Source organism: Mesorhizobium sp. M0296 (assembly GCF_040321675.1).
GTDB lineage: Bacteria > Pseudomonadota > Alphaproteobacteria > Rhizobiales > Rhizobiaceae > Mesorhizobium.
This window is the reverse complement of the sequence record NZ_JAMYRZ010000029.1, coordinates 1-14,399: the sequence shown is the minus strand read 5'-3', so window position 1 is coordinate 14,399 and position 14,399 is coordinate 1. Positions and strand designations below refer to the sequence as shown.

Annotated in this window: 15 protein-coding genes and 1 pseudogene; 10 read left to right on the top strand and 6 right to left on the bottom strand. The window is 62.9% G+C overall.

Annotated elements, in window-relative coordinates:
• Positions 1-338 precede the first annotated feature (338 nt).
• Positions 339-725, top strand: coding sequence for a DUF2794 domain-containing protein (locus NKI97_RS24320; RefSeq protein WP_031212724.1), 387 nt, complete (start codon positions 339-341; stop codon positions 723-725).
• A 4-nt stretch (positions 726-729) separates the two neighbouring features.
• On the opposite strand, the gene NKI97_RS24315 is transcribed toward NKI97_RS24320, so the two are convergent.
• The 4 genes from NKI97_RS24315 to NKI97_RS24300 all read right to left on the bottom strand — a co-directional run bounded on the left by NKI97_RS24315 (position 730) and on the right by NKI97_RS24300 (position 5,668).
• Positions 730-1,299, bottom strand: coding sequence for a GNAT family N-acetyltransferase (locus NKI97_RS24315; protein ID WP_352837002.1), 570 nt, complete (start codon positions 1,297-1,299; stop codon positions 730-732).
• Between the two features lie 110 nt (positions 1,300-1,409).
• Entirely contained in the window at positions 1,410-2,189 is a 780-nt protein-coding gene (locus NKI97_RS24310; RefSeq protein WP_352450195.1) for a Bax inhibitor-1/YccA family protein, read from the bottom strand.
• Positions 2,190-2,408: 219 nt separating this feature from the next.
• Positions 2,409-4,958, bottom strand: coding sequence for an ABC transporter permease (locus tag NKI97_RS24305; RefSeq protein ID WP_352837052.1), 2,550 nt, complete (start codon positions 4,956-4,958; stop codon positions 2,409-2,411).
• Positions 4,958-5,668 (bottom strand): ABC transporter ATP-binding protein, encoded by a 711-nt coding sequence (locus NKI97_RS24300; RefSeq protein ID WP_031212726.1) that lies wholly within the window; start codon positions 5,666-5,668, stop codon positions 4,958-4,960. Before NKI97_RS24300 ends, NKI97_RS24305 begins: the two co-directional genes overlap by 1 nt.
• Before the next feature lie 107 nt (positions 5,669-5,775).
• Here NKI97_RS24300 and NKI97_RS24295 point away from each other — a divergent pair, with 107 nt between their 5' ends.
• From NKI97_RS24295 to NKI97_RS24280, 4 genes and pseudogenes are all read left to right on the top strand, one after another.
• Positions 5,776-6,420: an arylesterase gene (locus NKI97_RS24295; RefSeq protein ID WP_352836999.1), complete on the top strand. Its 645-nt coding sequence runs from the start codon at positions 5,776-5,778 to the stop codon at positions 6,418-6,420.
• A gap of 137 nt (positions 6,421-6,557) precedes the next feature.
• The gene (gene thpR, locus NKI97_RS24290; RefSeq protein ID WP_352450198.1) at positions 6,558-7,154 is read left to right on the top strand and encodes an RNA 2',3'-cyclic phosphodiesterase; all 597 of its coding nucleotides are present in this window, start codon (positions 6,558-6,560) and stop codon (positions 7,152-7,154) included.
• Positions 7,155-7,160: 6 nt separating this feature from the next.
• Positions 7,161-7,457 carry a 4a-hydroxytetrahydrobiopterin dehydratase gene (locus NKI97_RS24285; protein ID WP_023679826.1) on the top strand — a complete coding sequence of 99 codons (297 nt, stop codon included), beginning with the start codon at positions 7,161-7,163 and terminating at the stop codon, positions 7,455-7,457.
• Between the two features lie 92 nt (positions 7,458-7,549).
• Positions 7,550-7,894: pseudogene (locus NKI97_RS24280) on the top strand (YkvA family protein); the annotation flags it as partial.
• Between the two features lie 28 nt (positions 7,895-7,922).
• On the opposite strand, the gene NKI97_RS24275 reads toward NKI97_RS24280, so the two are convergent.
• Positions 7,923-8,531: a methyltransferase family protein gene (locus NKI97_RS24275; RefSeq protein ID WP_352456357.1), complete on the bottom strand. Its 609-nt coding sequence runs from the start codon at positions 8,529-8,531 to the stop codon at positions 7,923-7,925.
• 360 nt (positions 8,532-8,891) lie between these two features.
• Between NKI97_RS24275 and NKI97_RS24270 the strand changes: the two genes are divergently transcribed.
• The 4 genes from NKI97_RS24270 to NKI97_RS24255 all read left to right on the top strand — a co-directional run bounded on the left by NKI97_RS24270 (position 8,892) and on the right by NKI97_RS24255 (position 11,673).
• Positions 8,892-9,398 (top strand): invasion associated locus B family protein, encoded by a 507-nt coding sequence (locus tag NKI97_RS24270; RefSeq protein WP_023721899.1) that lies wholly within the window; start codon positions 8,892-8,894, stop codon positions 9,396-9,398.
• A 144-nt stretch (positions 9,399-9,542) separates the two neighbouring features.
• Positions 9,543-10,775 (top strand): dual-specificity RNA methyltransferase RlmN, encoded by a 1,233-nt coding sequence (rlmN, locus tag NKI97_RS24265; protein ID WP_352748284.1) that lies wholly within the window; start codon positions 9,543-9,545, stop codon positions 10,773-10,775.
• The gene (locus NKI97_RS24260; RefSeq protein ID WP_352470834.1) at positions 10,772-11,197 is read left to right on the top strand and encodes a hypothetical protein; all 426 of its coding nucleotides are present in this window, start codon (positions 10,772-10,774) and stop codon (positions 11,195-11,197) included. The genes rlmN and NKI97_RS24260 overlap by 4 nt, the downstream gene beginning before the upstream one ends.
• Positions 11,194-11,673 (top strand): hypothetical protein, encoded by a 480-nt coding sequence (locus tag NKI97_RS24255; protein ID WP_352470835.1) that lies wholly within the window; start codon positions 11,194-11,196, stop codon positions 11,671-11,673. The genes NKI97_RS24260 and NKI97_RS24255 overlap by 4 nt, the downstream gene beginning before the upstream one ends.
• Here the strand turns inward: NKI97_RS24255 and NKI97_RS24250 are convergent.
• Entirely contained in the window at positions 11,645-12,286 is a 642-nt protein-coding gene (locus tag NKI97_RS24250; RefSeq protein ID WP_352470836.1) for a LysE family translocator, read from the bottom strand. The two genes, NKI97_RS24255 and NKI97_RS24250, sit on opposite strands and share 29 nt — an antisense overlap.
• 168 nt (positions 12,287-12,454) lie before the next feature.
• On the opposite strand from NKI97_RS24250, the gene NKI97_RS24245 reads away from it, so the two are divergent.
• Positions 12,455-13,678 (top strand): argininosuccinate synthase, encoded by a 1,224-nt coding sequence (locus tag NKI97_RS24245; RefSeq protein WP_352685353.1) that lies wholly within the window; start codon positions 12,455-12,457, stop codon positions 13,676-13,678.
• Positions 13,679-14,399: the final 721 nt, after the last annotated feature.

The window sequence follows — 14,399 nt, the reverse complement described above, 5'->3', positions numbered from 1 at the left end:
TTTAGGTTTTGGGATCGTCGCACCCGATCTTTCCAAGGAAAAACCGAGGTTGGTTCGATCCGACGCAGACCCGTGGGCGGGGGGCTTGGGGTTTACGAGCCGGTGCCGGACCGAACCGTCTCAGGCAACGCCGGTAAATTCGTCGGACATTGGGGCATGAGCACGGATAAAAAAAGGCAGGATTGTGGCAAAGCATCACCAATTTCAACAGGCGTTTCGCAAACGTGACTGGACGCTGGAGAAACCGCGCGGTGCTGCCGTTGCCCGGCCGGGCCTTGCAATTCGGCAACGAAAGCGCCAACTTTGGTCGGCGTACGATTCATTGCGAGGATCCAGGCATGACTGATCGCAGCAGCGGGACGGAGGATGGGGACGCATCCGCAATATTGATCCCGCTGCATGAGGCAAGACGCGAACGCCTCGACCAGCCGGTGCGGTTCGACCGGCGCGAACTGGACCAGATCCTCAGGCTCTACGGCCGTATGGTTGCCGCCAATGAGTGGCGCGACTATGCCATCGACCATCTCGCCGACCGCGCCGTTTTTTCCGTCTTCCGCCGCACCAGCGAAGTGCCGCTTTTCCAGATCGTCAAGGATCCGAAGCTGGCGCGCCGGCAAGGCGCGTTCGCCGTCATCGCCGCCGGCGGGCGCATCCTCAAGCGCGGCCAGGAACTCGGCCGGGTGCTTGGTGTGTTCGACCGAACACTGAAGCTGGTCGAGGCGTAACCCTTTATTTTTGCAGGCGGAACTTGCGCTCGGGCAGCGATTGCGGATCAGGCGGGATGGACGCCCCGCCGTTGATCGGCAGCTGCATGAACACCGTGTCCAGCCAGCGTCCGTGCTTATAGCCTGAGCCTTCCAGGCGGCCGGAATGACGAAAGCCGAGCTTCTCGTGCAGCCGTACCGAGGCGCTGTCGGGCCGGCCGTCGCCGATCACCGCGATGATCTGGCGAAAACCCGCCGCCTTGGCCGCCTCGATCAGCCCTTGCATCAAGAGCAGCCCGACGCCTTGCCCTTTGGCCTCGGGCGCGACATAGACGGAATCCTCAACGACGAAGCGGTACGCCGGGCGCGGCCGGAACGCTCCGGCATAGGCATAGCCGAGCACGGCGCCGGCCTTTTCTGCAACGAGATAGGGAAAGCCGCCCGCCATCAGGTTGTCGAAGCGCACGCCCATCTCGGTGCGGCTTGGTGGCTCGAGTTCATAGCTCGCCGTGCCATTCGTTACCGCGTCGGCATAGATTTCCGTGATCCGGTCGAGATCGGCCGACGTCGCGGCCCGCAAGGTGATGCTGCTCATAATTTAGGCACGTCGTTCATCTGCCCTATATCACAGCAAAAGCCGGCACAAAAGAAAAGGGCGGCCATTGGGCCGCCCTTTCCAAACTCGCTGGTCCAGGAAAACCGTATTTAGCGACGGTCGCCCATGAACTGCAGCAGAAACATAAACAGGTTGATGAAGTCGAGATAGAGCCTCAATGCGCCCATAATCGCCTTGCGGCCGGCGACATCAGTCTCGTCGCCCTCGAAGTACATCTCCTTGATGTTCTGCGTGTCATAGGCGGTGAGGCCCGCGAAGATCAGCACGCCGATCGCCGAAACGGCGAAGGAAAGCGCCGACGACTGCAGGAAGACGTTGATCACCATCGCGATGATCAGGCCGACCAGGCCCATGACCAGGAACGAACCGAACGCCGAGAGATCGCGCTTGGTCGTGTAGCCGTAGAGCGACAGCCCGCCAAAGGCGGCGGCGGTGGCGAAGAAGGTCTGCGAGATGCTGGCGGTGGTGTAGACCAGGAAGATCGACGACAGCGACAGGCCGACGAGGCCGGCGTAGACCCAGAATGTCGTCTGCGCGGCCGAAACGCTCATCGACTGGACGCGGAACGACAGGAACATCACCGCTGCCAGCGGGGCGAAGATCACCAGCCATTTCAGCGGCGAGCCGAAGATCGCGTAGCCGAACGAGGTCAGCATCTCGCCGCTTGGCAACGTCGCGACCGCCGAGGCGGGATCGCTGGTAGTGGCCAGCATGATTGTGCCGACCGCGGCAAGGCCGGTGATGAGGAGGCCAAGCCCCATCAGATTGTAGACCTTGATCATGTAGGCCCGCAGGCCTTGGTCGATGGCAGCATCGACGCCGGCGCCGGGCACGGCGCGCGTCTGATAATTGCGAACGGGATCAGCCATGGAAATCCTCATATTGCTTCTGCCCCGTCCGGTGTCAGGTCCTTTTGAACCCAGGCGCCGCTGGCGGGGCTCCAGCATGCCTGCGCCGAAATATGATGGTTCTTGGCGTAAAGGACAAGACCGTAACCAAACGTAATGCTCCGTGAAGTGCCGGAGATACGGTTTTATTGGCCTTCCCGCCCGAAACATTACCGAGATTTAATCGCACCCGGCTCTGGTTCAAAGATTCCGCAGCACCGGCGCCGCCTTGTGGCCCAGCACCCGCCACGTGCCGGCAAGGCCTATGCCGACCGTGACCACCAGCGAAAAGCCGATGGTCGCCACCGCCACCTCCGGCATGAAGTGCGATGGCAGCGTCATGATGCGCGCGACGACGAACCACGCCGCCACACCGCCCGCTGCCAGCGCGAAGATCGCAGTGGCAAGGCCGATCAGCATGTATTCCAGCGAAAACGCGGCGATCAGCGTTTTCCTGGTCGCACCCAGGGTCTTCAGCACCACCGCGTCGTGAATGCGAGCCCGGTTGCCGGCGGCGAGCGCCCCGGCCAGCACCAGCACCGAGGCGATCAACGCCACGCCCGCTGCTGCCCTGATTGCTGTGCCGAGCTGCGCCACCAGCCGGTTGACGATTTCGAGTGCGTCCTTGACCCTGACCGTCGTCACCGCGGGAAAGGCACGCGTGACGGCGTTGAGAAGATGCGCATCGTCGGCTGCCGACGCATTCGTCTCGGTCAGCGTCGCCAACCAGCCATGCGGCGCACCGGCGAATGTGTTGGGCGAGAACACCATGACGAAATTGATGCCCATGGTTTCCCATTCGACCTGGCGGAAATTGGCGATCTTGGCCGTGATGTTGCGGCCGAGCACGTTGACGGTGATGGTGTCGCCGAGCTTCAGCCCGATCTCTTTGCCTTCCTCGGCGGAAAACGAGACCAGCGGCTCGCCGGCATAGTTCTCCGGCCACCAGCTGCCCTCGGTCAGCGTCGCATTCTCCGGCAGCTTTGCGTCATAGGTCAGGCCGCGATCGCCGCGCAGTACCCAGGCGCCTTCGGCCGGAACCTTGACCTTGTCGACATCGACGCCGTTGAGCGCCATCACCCGGCCGCGCAGCATCGGCACCTTGATCAGCCTGCCTTGCGGTGCCTCTTTGCCGACCAGCGCGGTGAAGGCATCGACGTCACCGCTCTGGATATCGACGTAGAAGAAGTTCGGTGCCCTTTCCGGCAGGCTGCCCGAGATCTGCCGCCTGAGATTGCCGTCGATCAGCGCCAGCGTCACCAGCAGCGTCAGCCCGAGTCCCAACGACAGCACCACGGACGGCGTCAAGGCGCCAGGCCGATGGATGTTGCCGATGGCGAGCCTGAGCGCGGTCGAGCGCACGCGCGGGCTTTTCTTCGCCGCCCACTGCACCAGCGAGCCGACCACACGCAGTACCAGGAACGAAAAGATCGTGGCGCCAACGAAGATCGAGGCAATACGGCGGTCGCCGGAAAACAGGATCGCCAGTACCGCGAGCAGCAGCGCGATGCCCAATGCCGCGGCGAGATAGAGCGGGCGGGGAAAACCGCGGCCCTCGAAACCCATTTCGCGAAACAGCGCCGTTGCCGGCACGTCGCGGGCGCGGCCGAGCGGCAGCAGGGCGAAAGCCAGCGTCACCAGCAGCCCGAACAGCGCTGCCATGCCGAGGGCGCCGGGATAGAACCCACCTTCCGCCGGCACTGGAATGACCGATTGGAGCGCCGCACTGGCCGCGAACGGCATCAGCGCGCCAAGTACAAGGCCTAGCGTGATGCCGAGGGCGGCGATCATCAGGATCTGCACCAGATAGACGGCAAAGACGAACCCGCCCGAAGACCCCAGGCTCTTGAAGGTGGCGATGACGCCGCGCTTGCCGTCGAGATAGGCACGCACGGCATTGGCCACGCCGACGCCGCCGACCACCAGCGCCGTCAGCCCAACCAGCGTCAGGAATTGCGAAAACCGCTCGATATTCGAGGACAGCGCCGGCGCTGCGTTGCTGCGCGTGCGGATCGACCAGCCGGCCTGCGGGAACTGGTTTGCCGCCTGCTCCTGGATCGCCTTGATCTGTGCCTCAGTGGTGCCGCCGGGCAGGCGGACCTTATAGGCGTTCTCGACCAGGCTGCCCGGCTGGATCAGGCCGGAAGCGGCAAGCCCGTCGGTCGACACCATCAGCCGCGGCGCAAAACCGAAGCCATCCGACACTGCATCCGGCTCGTTGACCAGCCTGGCGCGCAGCTCGAACGTCGCGCTGCCGAGCTTTAGCCGGTCACCGATGCCAAGGTTCAGCCGCTCGAACAAGAGGTCCGGGGCGGCGGCGCCGAAGACGCCGGATTTTTCGCCGAACAGATCCTCTCGCGACAGCACCGGCTCGGTCTCCAGCGCACCATAGAGCGGATAGGCGCCGTCGACCGCCTTGGCCTCGACCAGCGCCTGGTCGGAGCCGTCCTCGAGCCTCGCCATCGAGCGCATATTGGCGCTGTGCGAAACCGTGCCAAGCCGGTCGAGGAAGCTGCGTTCGGCTCTGGTCGGATCGCGCTGGTTGAGCTGGAAGCGGAGATCACCGCCGAGCAGCGTCTGGCCCTGGTCGGCAACACCGGCGGAAATAGCCTGCGCCACCGAATTGACGCCGCCGATCGCAGCGACGCCGAGCGCGATGCAGGCAAGGAAGATCAGGAAGCCGGACAGCCCGCCACGCATTTCGCGCAGCGAAAACCGAAAGGCGAGCCTCAGCGTGCGCGCCAGCGGCATCATGCGGTCACCTTGCCAGCCCTGGTGGCCGGCTTAGGCGCGTCTTCGATCAGCCCCGACCGCATCGACACCTGGCGCGAGCAGCGCGCCGCGAGTAGCGGGTCATGCGTGACCAGCACCAGCGTCATGCCGCGTTCGGCCGCCTTGGCAAACAGCAGGTCGGCGACGTGCCGCCCCGTTGCCTGGTCGAGATTGCCGGTCGGCTCGTCGGCGATCAGGATGCGCGGCGACGGCGCCAGCGCCCGGGCGATCGCCACGCGCTGCTGCTCGCCGCCAGACAATTCGCCGGGGTAATGGGTGACGCGATCGCTGAGACCGACCGCCGCCAGCTCGCGCGCCGCCACGCCGAATGGATCGACATGGCCGGCAAGCTCCAGCGGGACAGCAACGTTTTCCAGCGCCGTCATATTAGGGATGAGATGGAAAGACTGGAACACGATGCCGATGTTTCGTCCCCGAAACGATGCGATCTGATCTTCGCTTTTGCCGTTGAGCAGCTCGCCGGCAATTCGGACCGTCCCCGAATCGACCCTTTCAAGCCCGGCCAAAACCATCAGCAATGTCGACTTTCCCGAACCTGAAGGTCCAACGATGCCTGTCGCTTCGCCGCCCGCCACATCGAGGCTGACGCCCTTCAGCACATGGACCGAGGATGCACCTTCGCCGAGCGTCAGCGATACGTCTTTCAGCGAAATGACGGCTTCTTCCAAAATCAAATCGTCCTATATGGGGGATGAAGGCTAGAGCATCCGATGCTCGACAAAGACGAAAACCTGCCTTCGCCAACAGATGTTCCTGGTCATATGGGGCCTGCCGCATGGCTTTCAAACACACCTTTGCCGCAGCCTTCGCCCTTTTCCTCGCCATTTGCGGCGCCATTTCGTCGGCGCGCGCCGAACCGTTCACCATTGTCGGTTTCGGCGACAGCTTGATGGCGGGTTATGGCCTCGGGCCAGGTCAGGGCTTCACCGAGAAGTTGCAGGCGGCGCTGCGCGCCAAGGGCTACGATGTCACGGTCGCCAATGCCGGCGTCTCCGGCGATACGACGAGCGGCGGCCTATCGCGGCTCGACTGGTCGGTGCCGGACGGCACGCAGCTGGTCATCCTGGAGCTCGGCGCCAATGACATGCTGCGCGGCGTTTCGCCCGCCATAGCGGAAAAGAACCTGGACGCCATGCTGGCAAAGCTGAAGCAGCGCAAGATCGCCGTTTTGCTGGCCGGAATGCGCGCGGCGCCCAATCTCGGCGCCGACTACCAGAACGCCTTTGACGCGATCTTTCCGAGACTGGCTGAAAAATATGGCGTGCCGCTCTATCCTTTCTTTCTCGAGGGCATCGCCGGTCAATCCGTCCTGCAACTCGAGGACGGCCTTCATCCAAACGCCCGAGGCGTCGACCGCATCGTCGAGGGTATCCTGCCCAGTGTGGAGAAGACCATTGAAGCGGTCCGGGGCAATTCCTGAAGGCGAGGGTTCGCCGTCGCAACACCTTCCGCAGGGGAAGCTTTTAGGCAGGCCTGCGACCAACAAACCCCTTGCCCCGTTTGAATATCGATGATTCGCTAGGGGCAAGAGTTCGATTCGAGGACAGGAGGCTTCCCATGCCGCGTCTTTTTACCGCCCTCGAGATACCGCGTGATGCCGCTCTTTCACTGTCCCTGCTCAGGGGCGGCCTGCCCGGAGCCCGCTGGATCGATGTCGAAAACTATCATCTGACGCTGCGCTTCATCGGCGATGTCGAGGGCCATGTCGCCGACGACATCGCCAATGCGCTTGACCGTGTTCACCGCCCGTCCTTCCCGCTGACGCTGTCCGGCGTCGGCGCCTTCGGCCAGAAGAAGCCGCATGCGGTGTGGGCCGGGGTCGCCGCTTCGCCCGATCTTTCCGCATTGCAGGCCGAGATCGAGCGCATCTGCCAGCGGCTCGGCATCCCGGCCGACCCGCGCAAGTTCATGCCGCATGTGACGCTGGCCCGCCTGCGCAATTCGAGCCCGCTCGACGTCGCCCAGTACCTGTCGGCACGCGGCAATTTTTCGACGCTGCCGTTCCGGGTCGGCCGCTTCGTGCTGATGTCGTCGCGCGATTCGGTTGGCGGCGGGCCTTACGTCGTCGAGGAGGCCTGGCCGCTTTCAGGTGCCGACAACCGCGTCGCCAGCCGTTTGGTCGGCGCCGCCGACGCTTCGCGGATCATGCGGTAGACGGACATGGCCAGGGAGAAACTAGCAAAAGAGGCGATCCGCGCCGAACTTGCCGGCCTCGACGGCTGGTCGCTGGCCAAGGATGGTGGCTCGATCACCCGCAGCTTCACCTTCAAGAATTTCTCCGAAGCCTTTGCCTTCATGACCCGCGTTGCCCTGGCCGCGGAGAAGATGGACCACCATCCCGACTGGTCGAACGTCTATAAGACGGTAAACGTGACCCTCAACACGCACGACGCCGGCGGCCTGACCGCGCTGGATTTCGATCTGGCCAGGAAAATGAACCGCTATTTCGGCGGCTGAGCCTATCTGCACCTTGCAGCGAGGTTCGGCTTTCACCACATTTTGCGTCGCGGTCACGCGTGAAGTCACGCGACGGCCGCAAGGAGAGGTTGATGGCGCAAAAATCCGGTTTTGATTTCTTCGGCCTCGGCAGCAAGCCGGGCAACGAGAGCGAAGTGCGCGAAAAGTTCTGGCGTACGGCGAAGAAGGCCGCCCGGCAGATCCCGTTCATGGAAGAGGTGGTCGCCGCCTATTACTGTGCCATGGACAAGAAGACGCCGCTGCGCGCCAAGGGCACCTTGCTGGCTGCGCTCGGCTATTTCGTGCTGCCGACGGACGTCATCCCCGATTTCATCCTTGGGCTAGGCTTCACCGACGACATCGCCATGCTGACCGCCGCGATTACCGCCGTCAGCGCCCACATCACGCCGGCGCACCGGCTCGCCGCCGGTACGGCGCAAAAAATCGCGCGAGACTTTCCGGCCGTCAAACCCACCGCCGCACCCGCGCCTTGTAGGCGCGATAGGCATCTCCGAACTTCCGCTCGAGATAGCGCTCTTCCGGCGCGATAACGCCGGTATTGATCACCCACAGCAGGGGGATGACGAGCGCGATAGCCCAAAGACTTCCGGCCGCGACGCCGAGGCCCAGATAGACGAGGGTCGTTCCCAGATAGAACGGATTCCTGGTGCGCCGATAGATACCGTCGACGACCAGCGCCGTCGTCGGCAAGGTCGGTGGTATGTTGGTGCCAGCGGCCTGAAAGCGGCCCGCCGCCATAAAGATGAACACGAAGCCGCACACCGCGAGCACAGCGCCGGTCAGATAGCGGGCGAGCGCCTGCCCGGCCATGACCGGGAGCGGCACGAGCACCTCGAGCACGGTTGCCGCCACCAGGAAGCCAAGGAAGATCAAAGGCGGCAGCGCAATGACCCCGGCCACGTCGGGCGCGCCCGATCCGCCCGCCGTCTCCCCGGCATCCGACCGGCGCACCGCGCCACCGGCCGTCCGCCGCATGGCGACACGAATGCCGAACACAATCGCCAGGACGGCTGTGCCGCCCGCGAGGATCAGGACTGTCTCGGAAACGGCCATGGCCAAATCTCCCGTAAGCCGCCAGGGAGGGCACCCTGGCCGAGCGCCGTAGCGGCGAACGCAGACATGGTACCGCCTGCAGGGAAATTCGTCACGCACCTCAAAAAGCGAGAATCGCGGCAAGACCTAGCTGCTTGAAAAGTCAAACTCTTGCCGTTTTCGTGGCCTCCAAGTCGCGGCAGGGACATTGCGCCAGCCGCTTTTTCGAGCGGCAGCGCGAAGACGGCGGCGGTTTCCTGGCGTGAACATCCTTTTCTCAGGGGAATTTCACCGTTTGGTAACCCAGATTAAATCAAAATGAAGCGACGGGCAGGACGCCGAGCCGGCCTGCCGCCGCACCAGTGGAATACGGGAAAAGCGATGCGCGGATTGATTGCTATAGTTTCCAGCCTGGCCCTGGTGGCCTTGACGGCGCCTGCGCTGGCGCAGTCGGCAACCAAGATCGGCCAGCATAATGCCTGGGGCACCTACAGTTATCAGGCGTCGGGCGGCGGCAAGGTCTGCTATGTCCTGACGGTGCCAACCGACAAGCAGCCGCCGACGCTCGATCACGGCGACATGTTCTTCTTCGTCAGCCAGCGGCCTGGGCAGCAAGTGTCCTACGAGCCGCAATTCATCGCCGGCTATACCTTCCAGGAAGGTTCCAAGGCCACCGTCACCATCGACAAGAAGTCTTTTTCGATGTTCACGCGCGGCAAGTCGGCCTGGGTCGAGAACGCCGCCGAGGAGCCGGTGCTGATAGCCGCGATGAAGACCGGCACCGACATGAAGGTGTCGGCCAAGTCCGGCCGCGGCAACACCACCACCTACGTCTTCTCGCTGAAGGGCATCTCGGCGGCGCTGGCCTCGATCGCCAAGTGCAAGTAGGCGGTTAGGCGCGGTCTTCCCTTCTCCCACAAGGGGAGAAGGAAGAACCCCGGCATGACTCCGCCGCTAACCTGTGCTATGCGCCGCGCTTGATTTCGGGCACGATGCTGTATTCGGCCGCAAATCGCTTATATTGGCGCAACAATGACCCTTACATTCGATCTTACCGCCGAAGGCGCGCGTGACGCGTTGCGCACCCACACGACGCCTGAAAAGCCGTCGCTGATCGGCTTGACGCGCGCCGAACTCGGGGCCGCCCTCGTCGCCGCCGGCATCGTGCCGGAGCGCCAGGCGAAAATGCGCGCCCAACAGCTCTGGCATTGGATCTATGTGCGCGGCGTTTCCGACTTTGCCGGCATGTTCAATATCTCCAAGGATCTGCGCGCCGCCCTCGACACGCATTTCACCGTTGCCAGGCCCGAGATCGTCGAGGAGCAGATTTCCTCCGACGGAACGCGCAAATGGCTGTTCCGCTTTCCGCCGCGCGGCGCTGGCCGGCCGGTCGAGATCGAGACCGTCTACATTCCCGAAGAAGGCCGCGGCACGCTGTGCATCTCTTCGCAGGTCGGCTGCACGCTGACCTGCTCCTTCTGCCACACCGGCACGCAGAAGCTGGTGCGCAACCTGACGGCGGAGGAAATCCTCGCCCAGCTCTTGACCGCCCGCGACCGGCTCGGCGACTTCCCCGACCGCGATACGCCCGACGGCGCCATCGTGCCGGCCGAGGGCAGGAGAGTGTCCAACGTCGTCATGATGGGCATGGGCGAGCCGCTCTACAATTTCGAGGCGGTGAAAAAGGCGCTGCTGATCGCATCCGACGGCGACGGGCTTTCCCTGTCGAAGAGGCGCATCACGCTGTCGACCTCCGGCGTCGTGCCCGAAATCTTCCGCACCGGCGAGGAGATCGGCGTCATGCTGGCGATCTCGCTGCACGCCACCAATGACGATTTGCGCGATCTCTTGGTGCCCATCAACAAGAAGTATCCGCTGAAGGATCTGATCGCTGCCTGCCGCGCCTATCCAGGCCTGTCGAACGCCAAGCGGATCACCTTCGAATATGTCATGCTGAAGGACGTCAACGATTCCATCGACGACGCCAAGGCGCTGATCAAGCTGCTCAAGGGCATTCCGGCCAAGATCAATCTGATCCCGTTCAACCCGTGGCCGGGCACCAACTACCAGTGCTCGGACTGGGAAACGATCGAGAAATTCGCCGATTACATCAACAATGCCGGCTATGCCTCGCCGATCCGCACGCCGCGCGGCCGCGACATCCTGGCCGCCTGCGGCCAGCTCAAGTCGGACTCCGAGCGCATGCGCAAGGTCGACCGGCTGGCGCTGGAAGCGATGATGATCGCGGGGCATGGCGAGGCGTGAAATACCTCAGGCGATTGGCAGTGACTTTGCTCTGCTACGCCCTGGCTGCCTTCACCATGTCTCTGGTCTTTTTCCTGCTCGATGCACTGATGTGGTGGCGTGTTCCCGCTTTCCTGTCCACTCGAGATAGTTGGTCGCTGTTGCTGCTTGGAGCGATGATCGCAGGCATCTTTGGCGCACCGCTGGCAATCCCGATGGTCATTGCTTCCCAAGTTCTCGAGGCGAGACGCTGGATTCTTTTTGTCGTCGGGGGAGCTTTCGTTGGGACGTGCGTATTTGCGGTCTGGAAACTGCATCCGTCGGCACAGAGGCCACCGGACGTTGACGTGTTGGTGGCCCTAATCATTGCGGGAAGCTTGGCAGGAGCCGTCTATCGCCTGGTCGAGAGCCGGTTCCTGCAAATGCCCGGACAATTCGCGTGAACCGCCTCGTCGCCTATCTGATCCGCTTCGCCGTCATCCTTGTCGGCTACGGCGTTGCTTCGCTGGCGGCAAGCGCCTTCCTTAACGTCATGTTCCTGGCGTCTCTTGGGCTGATAACGGACGAGACGCAACCGGCGGCGCAGGCGGCGCTGTGGTTTTCAATCCCCTTCGTCGCGCTGTTCGTCGCCTATTTCGCCTTCATGCCGGCCGCCATCGCCATCCTCGTCTCCGAGATCCTTGGCCGGCGTGACTGGCTGTTCTATGCGCTGGCGGGCGCAGCGGTGGCGGCGGTCTTCCTTGGCTTCGTCCACCAGACGGCCGATGCCAATTTCGAGGTTACCAATACCAGCGTCATGCTGGCGGTGATCGGCTGCGGCATGGTCGGCGGTATTTTCTACTGGCTGAGCGCCGGGCGCTCGGCCGGAAGCTGGCGTCAGATCGGACGCCCTATTTCGCCTGGGCCGTCAGGATCTTGAGCGCGAAGGCCGAAAAAACTCCGGCAAACAGATAGTCGACGACGCGGGTCACACGCGGGCTGGATTTCATCACGGCCGAGAATTTTTCCGCCGCCAGCACCATCGGCGCCGTTACCGGGATCGCCAGCACGACGAACATCGCGCCGAGGAAGAACAGCTTTCCCGGCGCGTCGGGATCATGCGCGGAGACGAATTGCGGCAGGAAGGTCATGAAGAACAGGATGATCTTCGGGTTGAGCAGATTGACCCCGAGCCCCGCCGCCCAGCTGCGGAACAGCGAGATCTGCGGCCCGCTCTTCTTCTCCGGTGAAAACGCCGACCCTTTTGTGATCGCCTGCCATGCCAGGAAGACCAGATAGCCGGCGCCAAAAATCTTCAGCACGAAGAACGCCATCGGCGAGGCGACGATCAGCGCCGAGACGCCGACCACCACCAGCGTGGTGTGAATCAGCGTGCCGCACAAGGCGCCGGCCATGGAGGCAAAGCCGGTGGCACGGCCCTGGCTCAGCGTGCGCGAGACGAACAGCGTCATGTCAGGCCCGGGCGTGATCGCCAGGATGAAGGTGGCGATGGAGAACTGGATAAGCGTCGTACTGTCGGGGATGAAGGACATGGCTCGTCTCGTAGCGGCAAAAGACGGCGCAGCCATAGCGCAAGAGCCGTGTGCTCGCCAGCCTCTTGGAGATGAAGCATCTGGTCCAGGCATCGTTCGTCCCTTGCGCTGGCCTAAAACGCCGTGATACCTCGCCCGCGAAGAACCCCTGTCGCGGAACTGCCCACCATGTCGAAAGCAAAAGCCGTCAAGAAAGTCGTGCTCGCCTATTCCGGCGGCCTTGACACCTCGATCATCCTGAAATGGCTGCAGACCGAACTCGGCGCCGAGGTCGTCACCTTCACCGCCGATCTCGGCCAGGGTGGCGAACTGGAGCCGGCCAGGCGCAAGGCCGAGATGATGGGCATCAAGGACATCCGCATCGTCGATGTCCGCGAGGAGTTCGTATCCGATTTCGTCTTTCCGATGTTCCGCGCCAACGCCGTCTATGAAGGCACCTATCTGCTCGGCACCTCGATCGCCCGGCCGCTGATTTCGAAACATCTTGTCGAAATCGCAAAAGAGACTGGCGCCGATGCCATCGCCCATGGCGCCACCGGCAAGGGCAACGATCAGGTGCGTTTCGAGCTTTCCGCCTATGCGCTGAACCCCGACATCAAGGTCATCGCGCCGTGGCGCGACTGGTCGTTCAAGTCGCGCACCGATCTCATCAACTTCGCCGAGCAGCACCAGATCCCGGTGCCGAAGGACAAGAAGGGCGACGCGCCGTTTTCCGTCGACGCCAACCTTCTGCACTCCTCCTCCGAGGGCAAGGTGCTGGAGGACCCGTGGACGGAACCGCCGGAATTCGTCCACCAGCGCACCATCTCGCCGATGGACGCGCCGGACAAGGTCACCGAGATCGAGATCGAATTCCTCAAGGGCGATCCGATCGCGCTCAACGGCAAGAAGCTGTCGCCGGCGACGATGCTGGCGGCGCTGAACGATCTCGGCCGTGACAATGGCATCGGCCGGCTCGACCTGGTCGAGAACCGTTTCGTCGGCATGAAATCGCGCGGTGTCTACGAGACCCCCGGCGGCACCATCCTGATCGCCGCCCACCGGGCGATCGAATCGATCACGCTCGACCGCGGTGCCGCCCATCTCAAGGACGAGTTCATGCCGCGCTATGCCGAGCTCATCTACAATGGCTTCTGGTTCGCGCCCGAGCGGCTGATGTTGCAGGCGATGATCGACAAGAGCCAGGAAGACGTCGAAGGCACCGTGCGGCTGAAGCTCTACAAGGGCAACGTCATGGTCAGCGGCCGCAAGTCGAGGAAGACGCTCTATTCCGACGCGCTGGTCACCTTCGAGGACGACCGCGGCGCCTACGACCAGAAGGATGCAGAAGGTTTCATCCGCCTCAACGCGCTGAGGCTGCGGACACTGGCGGCGCGCAATCGCAAGGGTTGATATTCCCAACAGGCCCAATGCTTAGATGAGTTAGGAACCCGGTGAGGACACCGGGTTTTATTTGGCGTCTCTAATATAATAGAAGCCGCGATTTCAGATCGTTTCCTGTTTGACCTTTCCGTGATTTGATCTTACTTCTCGTGCGGGTCGGAGGGCTTTGACAGTGAAAAACAGACTTTTTCTTCTGCTTGCGGCGGTGGCCGTCTTTACCGCGGGTCAGTCCACGCAAGTCCCGGCGGGGCAAACATCCAAGGTCCATACTTGCAAAAGTTTTGACGGCCCCTTCCAGATTCCCGCTTCCCAGAAATGCCCGTTGAGCGGCTACGCGCAGGGTCCCAGAGTCCCGACGGTCATCGGGGACAAGCCAAAAGCGGCTACCCCGGCGCCGCGGAATTCCAAATTCCGTACCTGCAAAAGTTTTGACGGCCCCTTCCAGATTCCCATTTCCCAGAAATGCCCATTGAGCGGCTACGTGCATTATTGAGCGTGATGTGCCCAGGCGCTTGGCCACGCTTGGAGCTGGTTTCCTGCCCACGTTGGCTGTCCTGGCGAACTTGGCCGTCGCCAAAGCCAACGATGCCCCCCCTCCCTTGACCTTCCCGCGCTGGTCGAGTGCAGGGCTGACGTTCCGACCTATAGAGCCTTTCACGTTTTGATGGAAGCGTAGCCGGCGTTTGCGAAGTAGTTGTTGCATTCGGTTGCCTCGATCGTTTCAACGAGG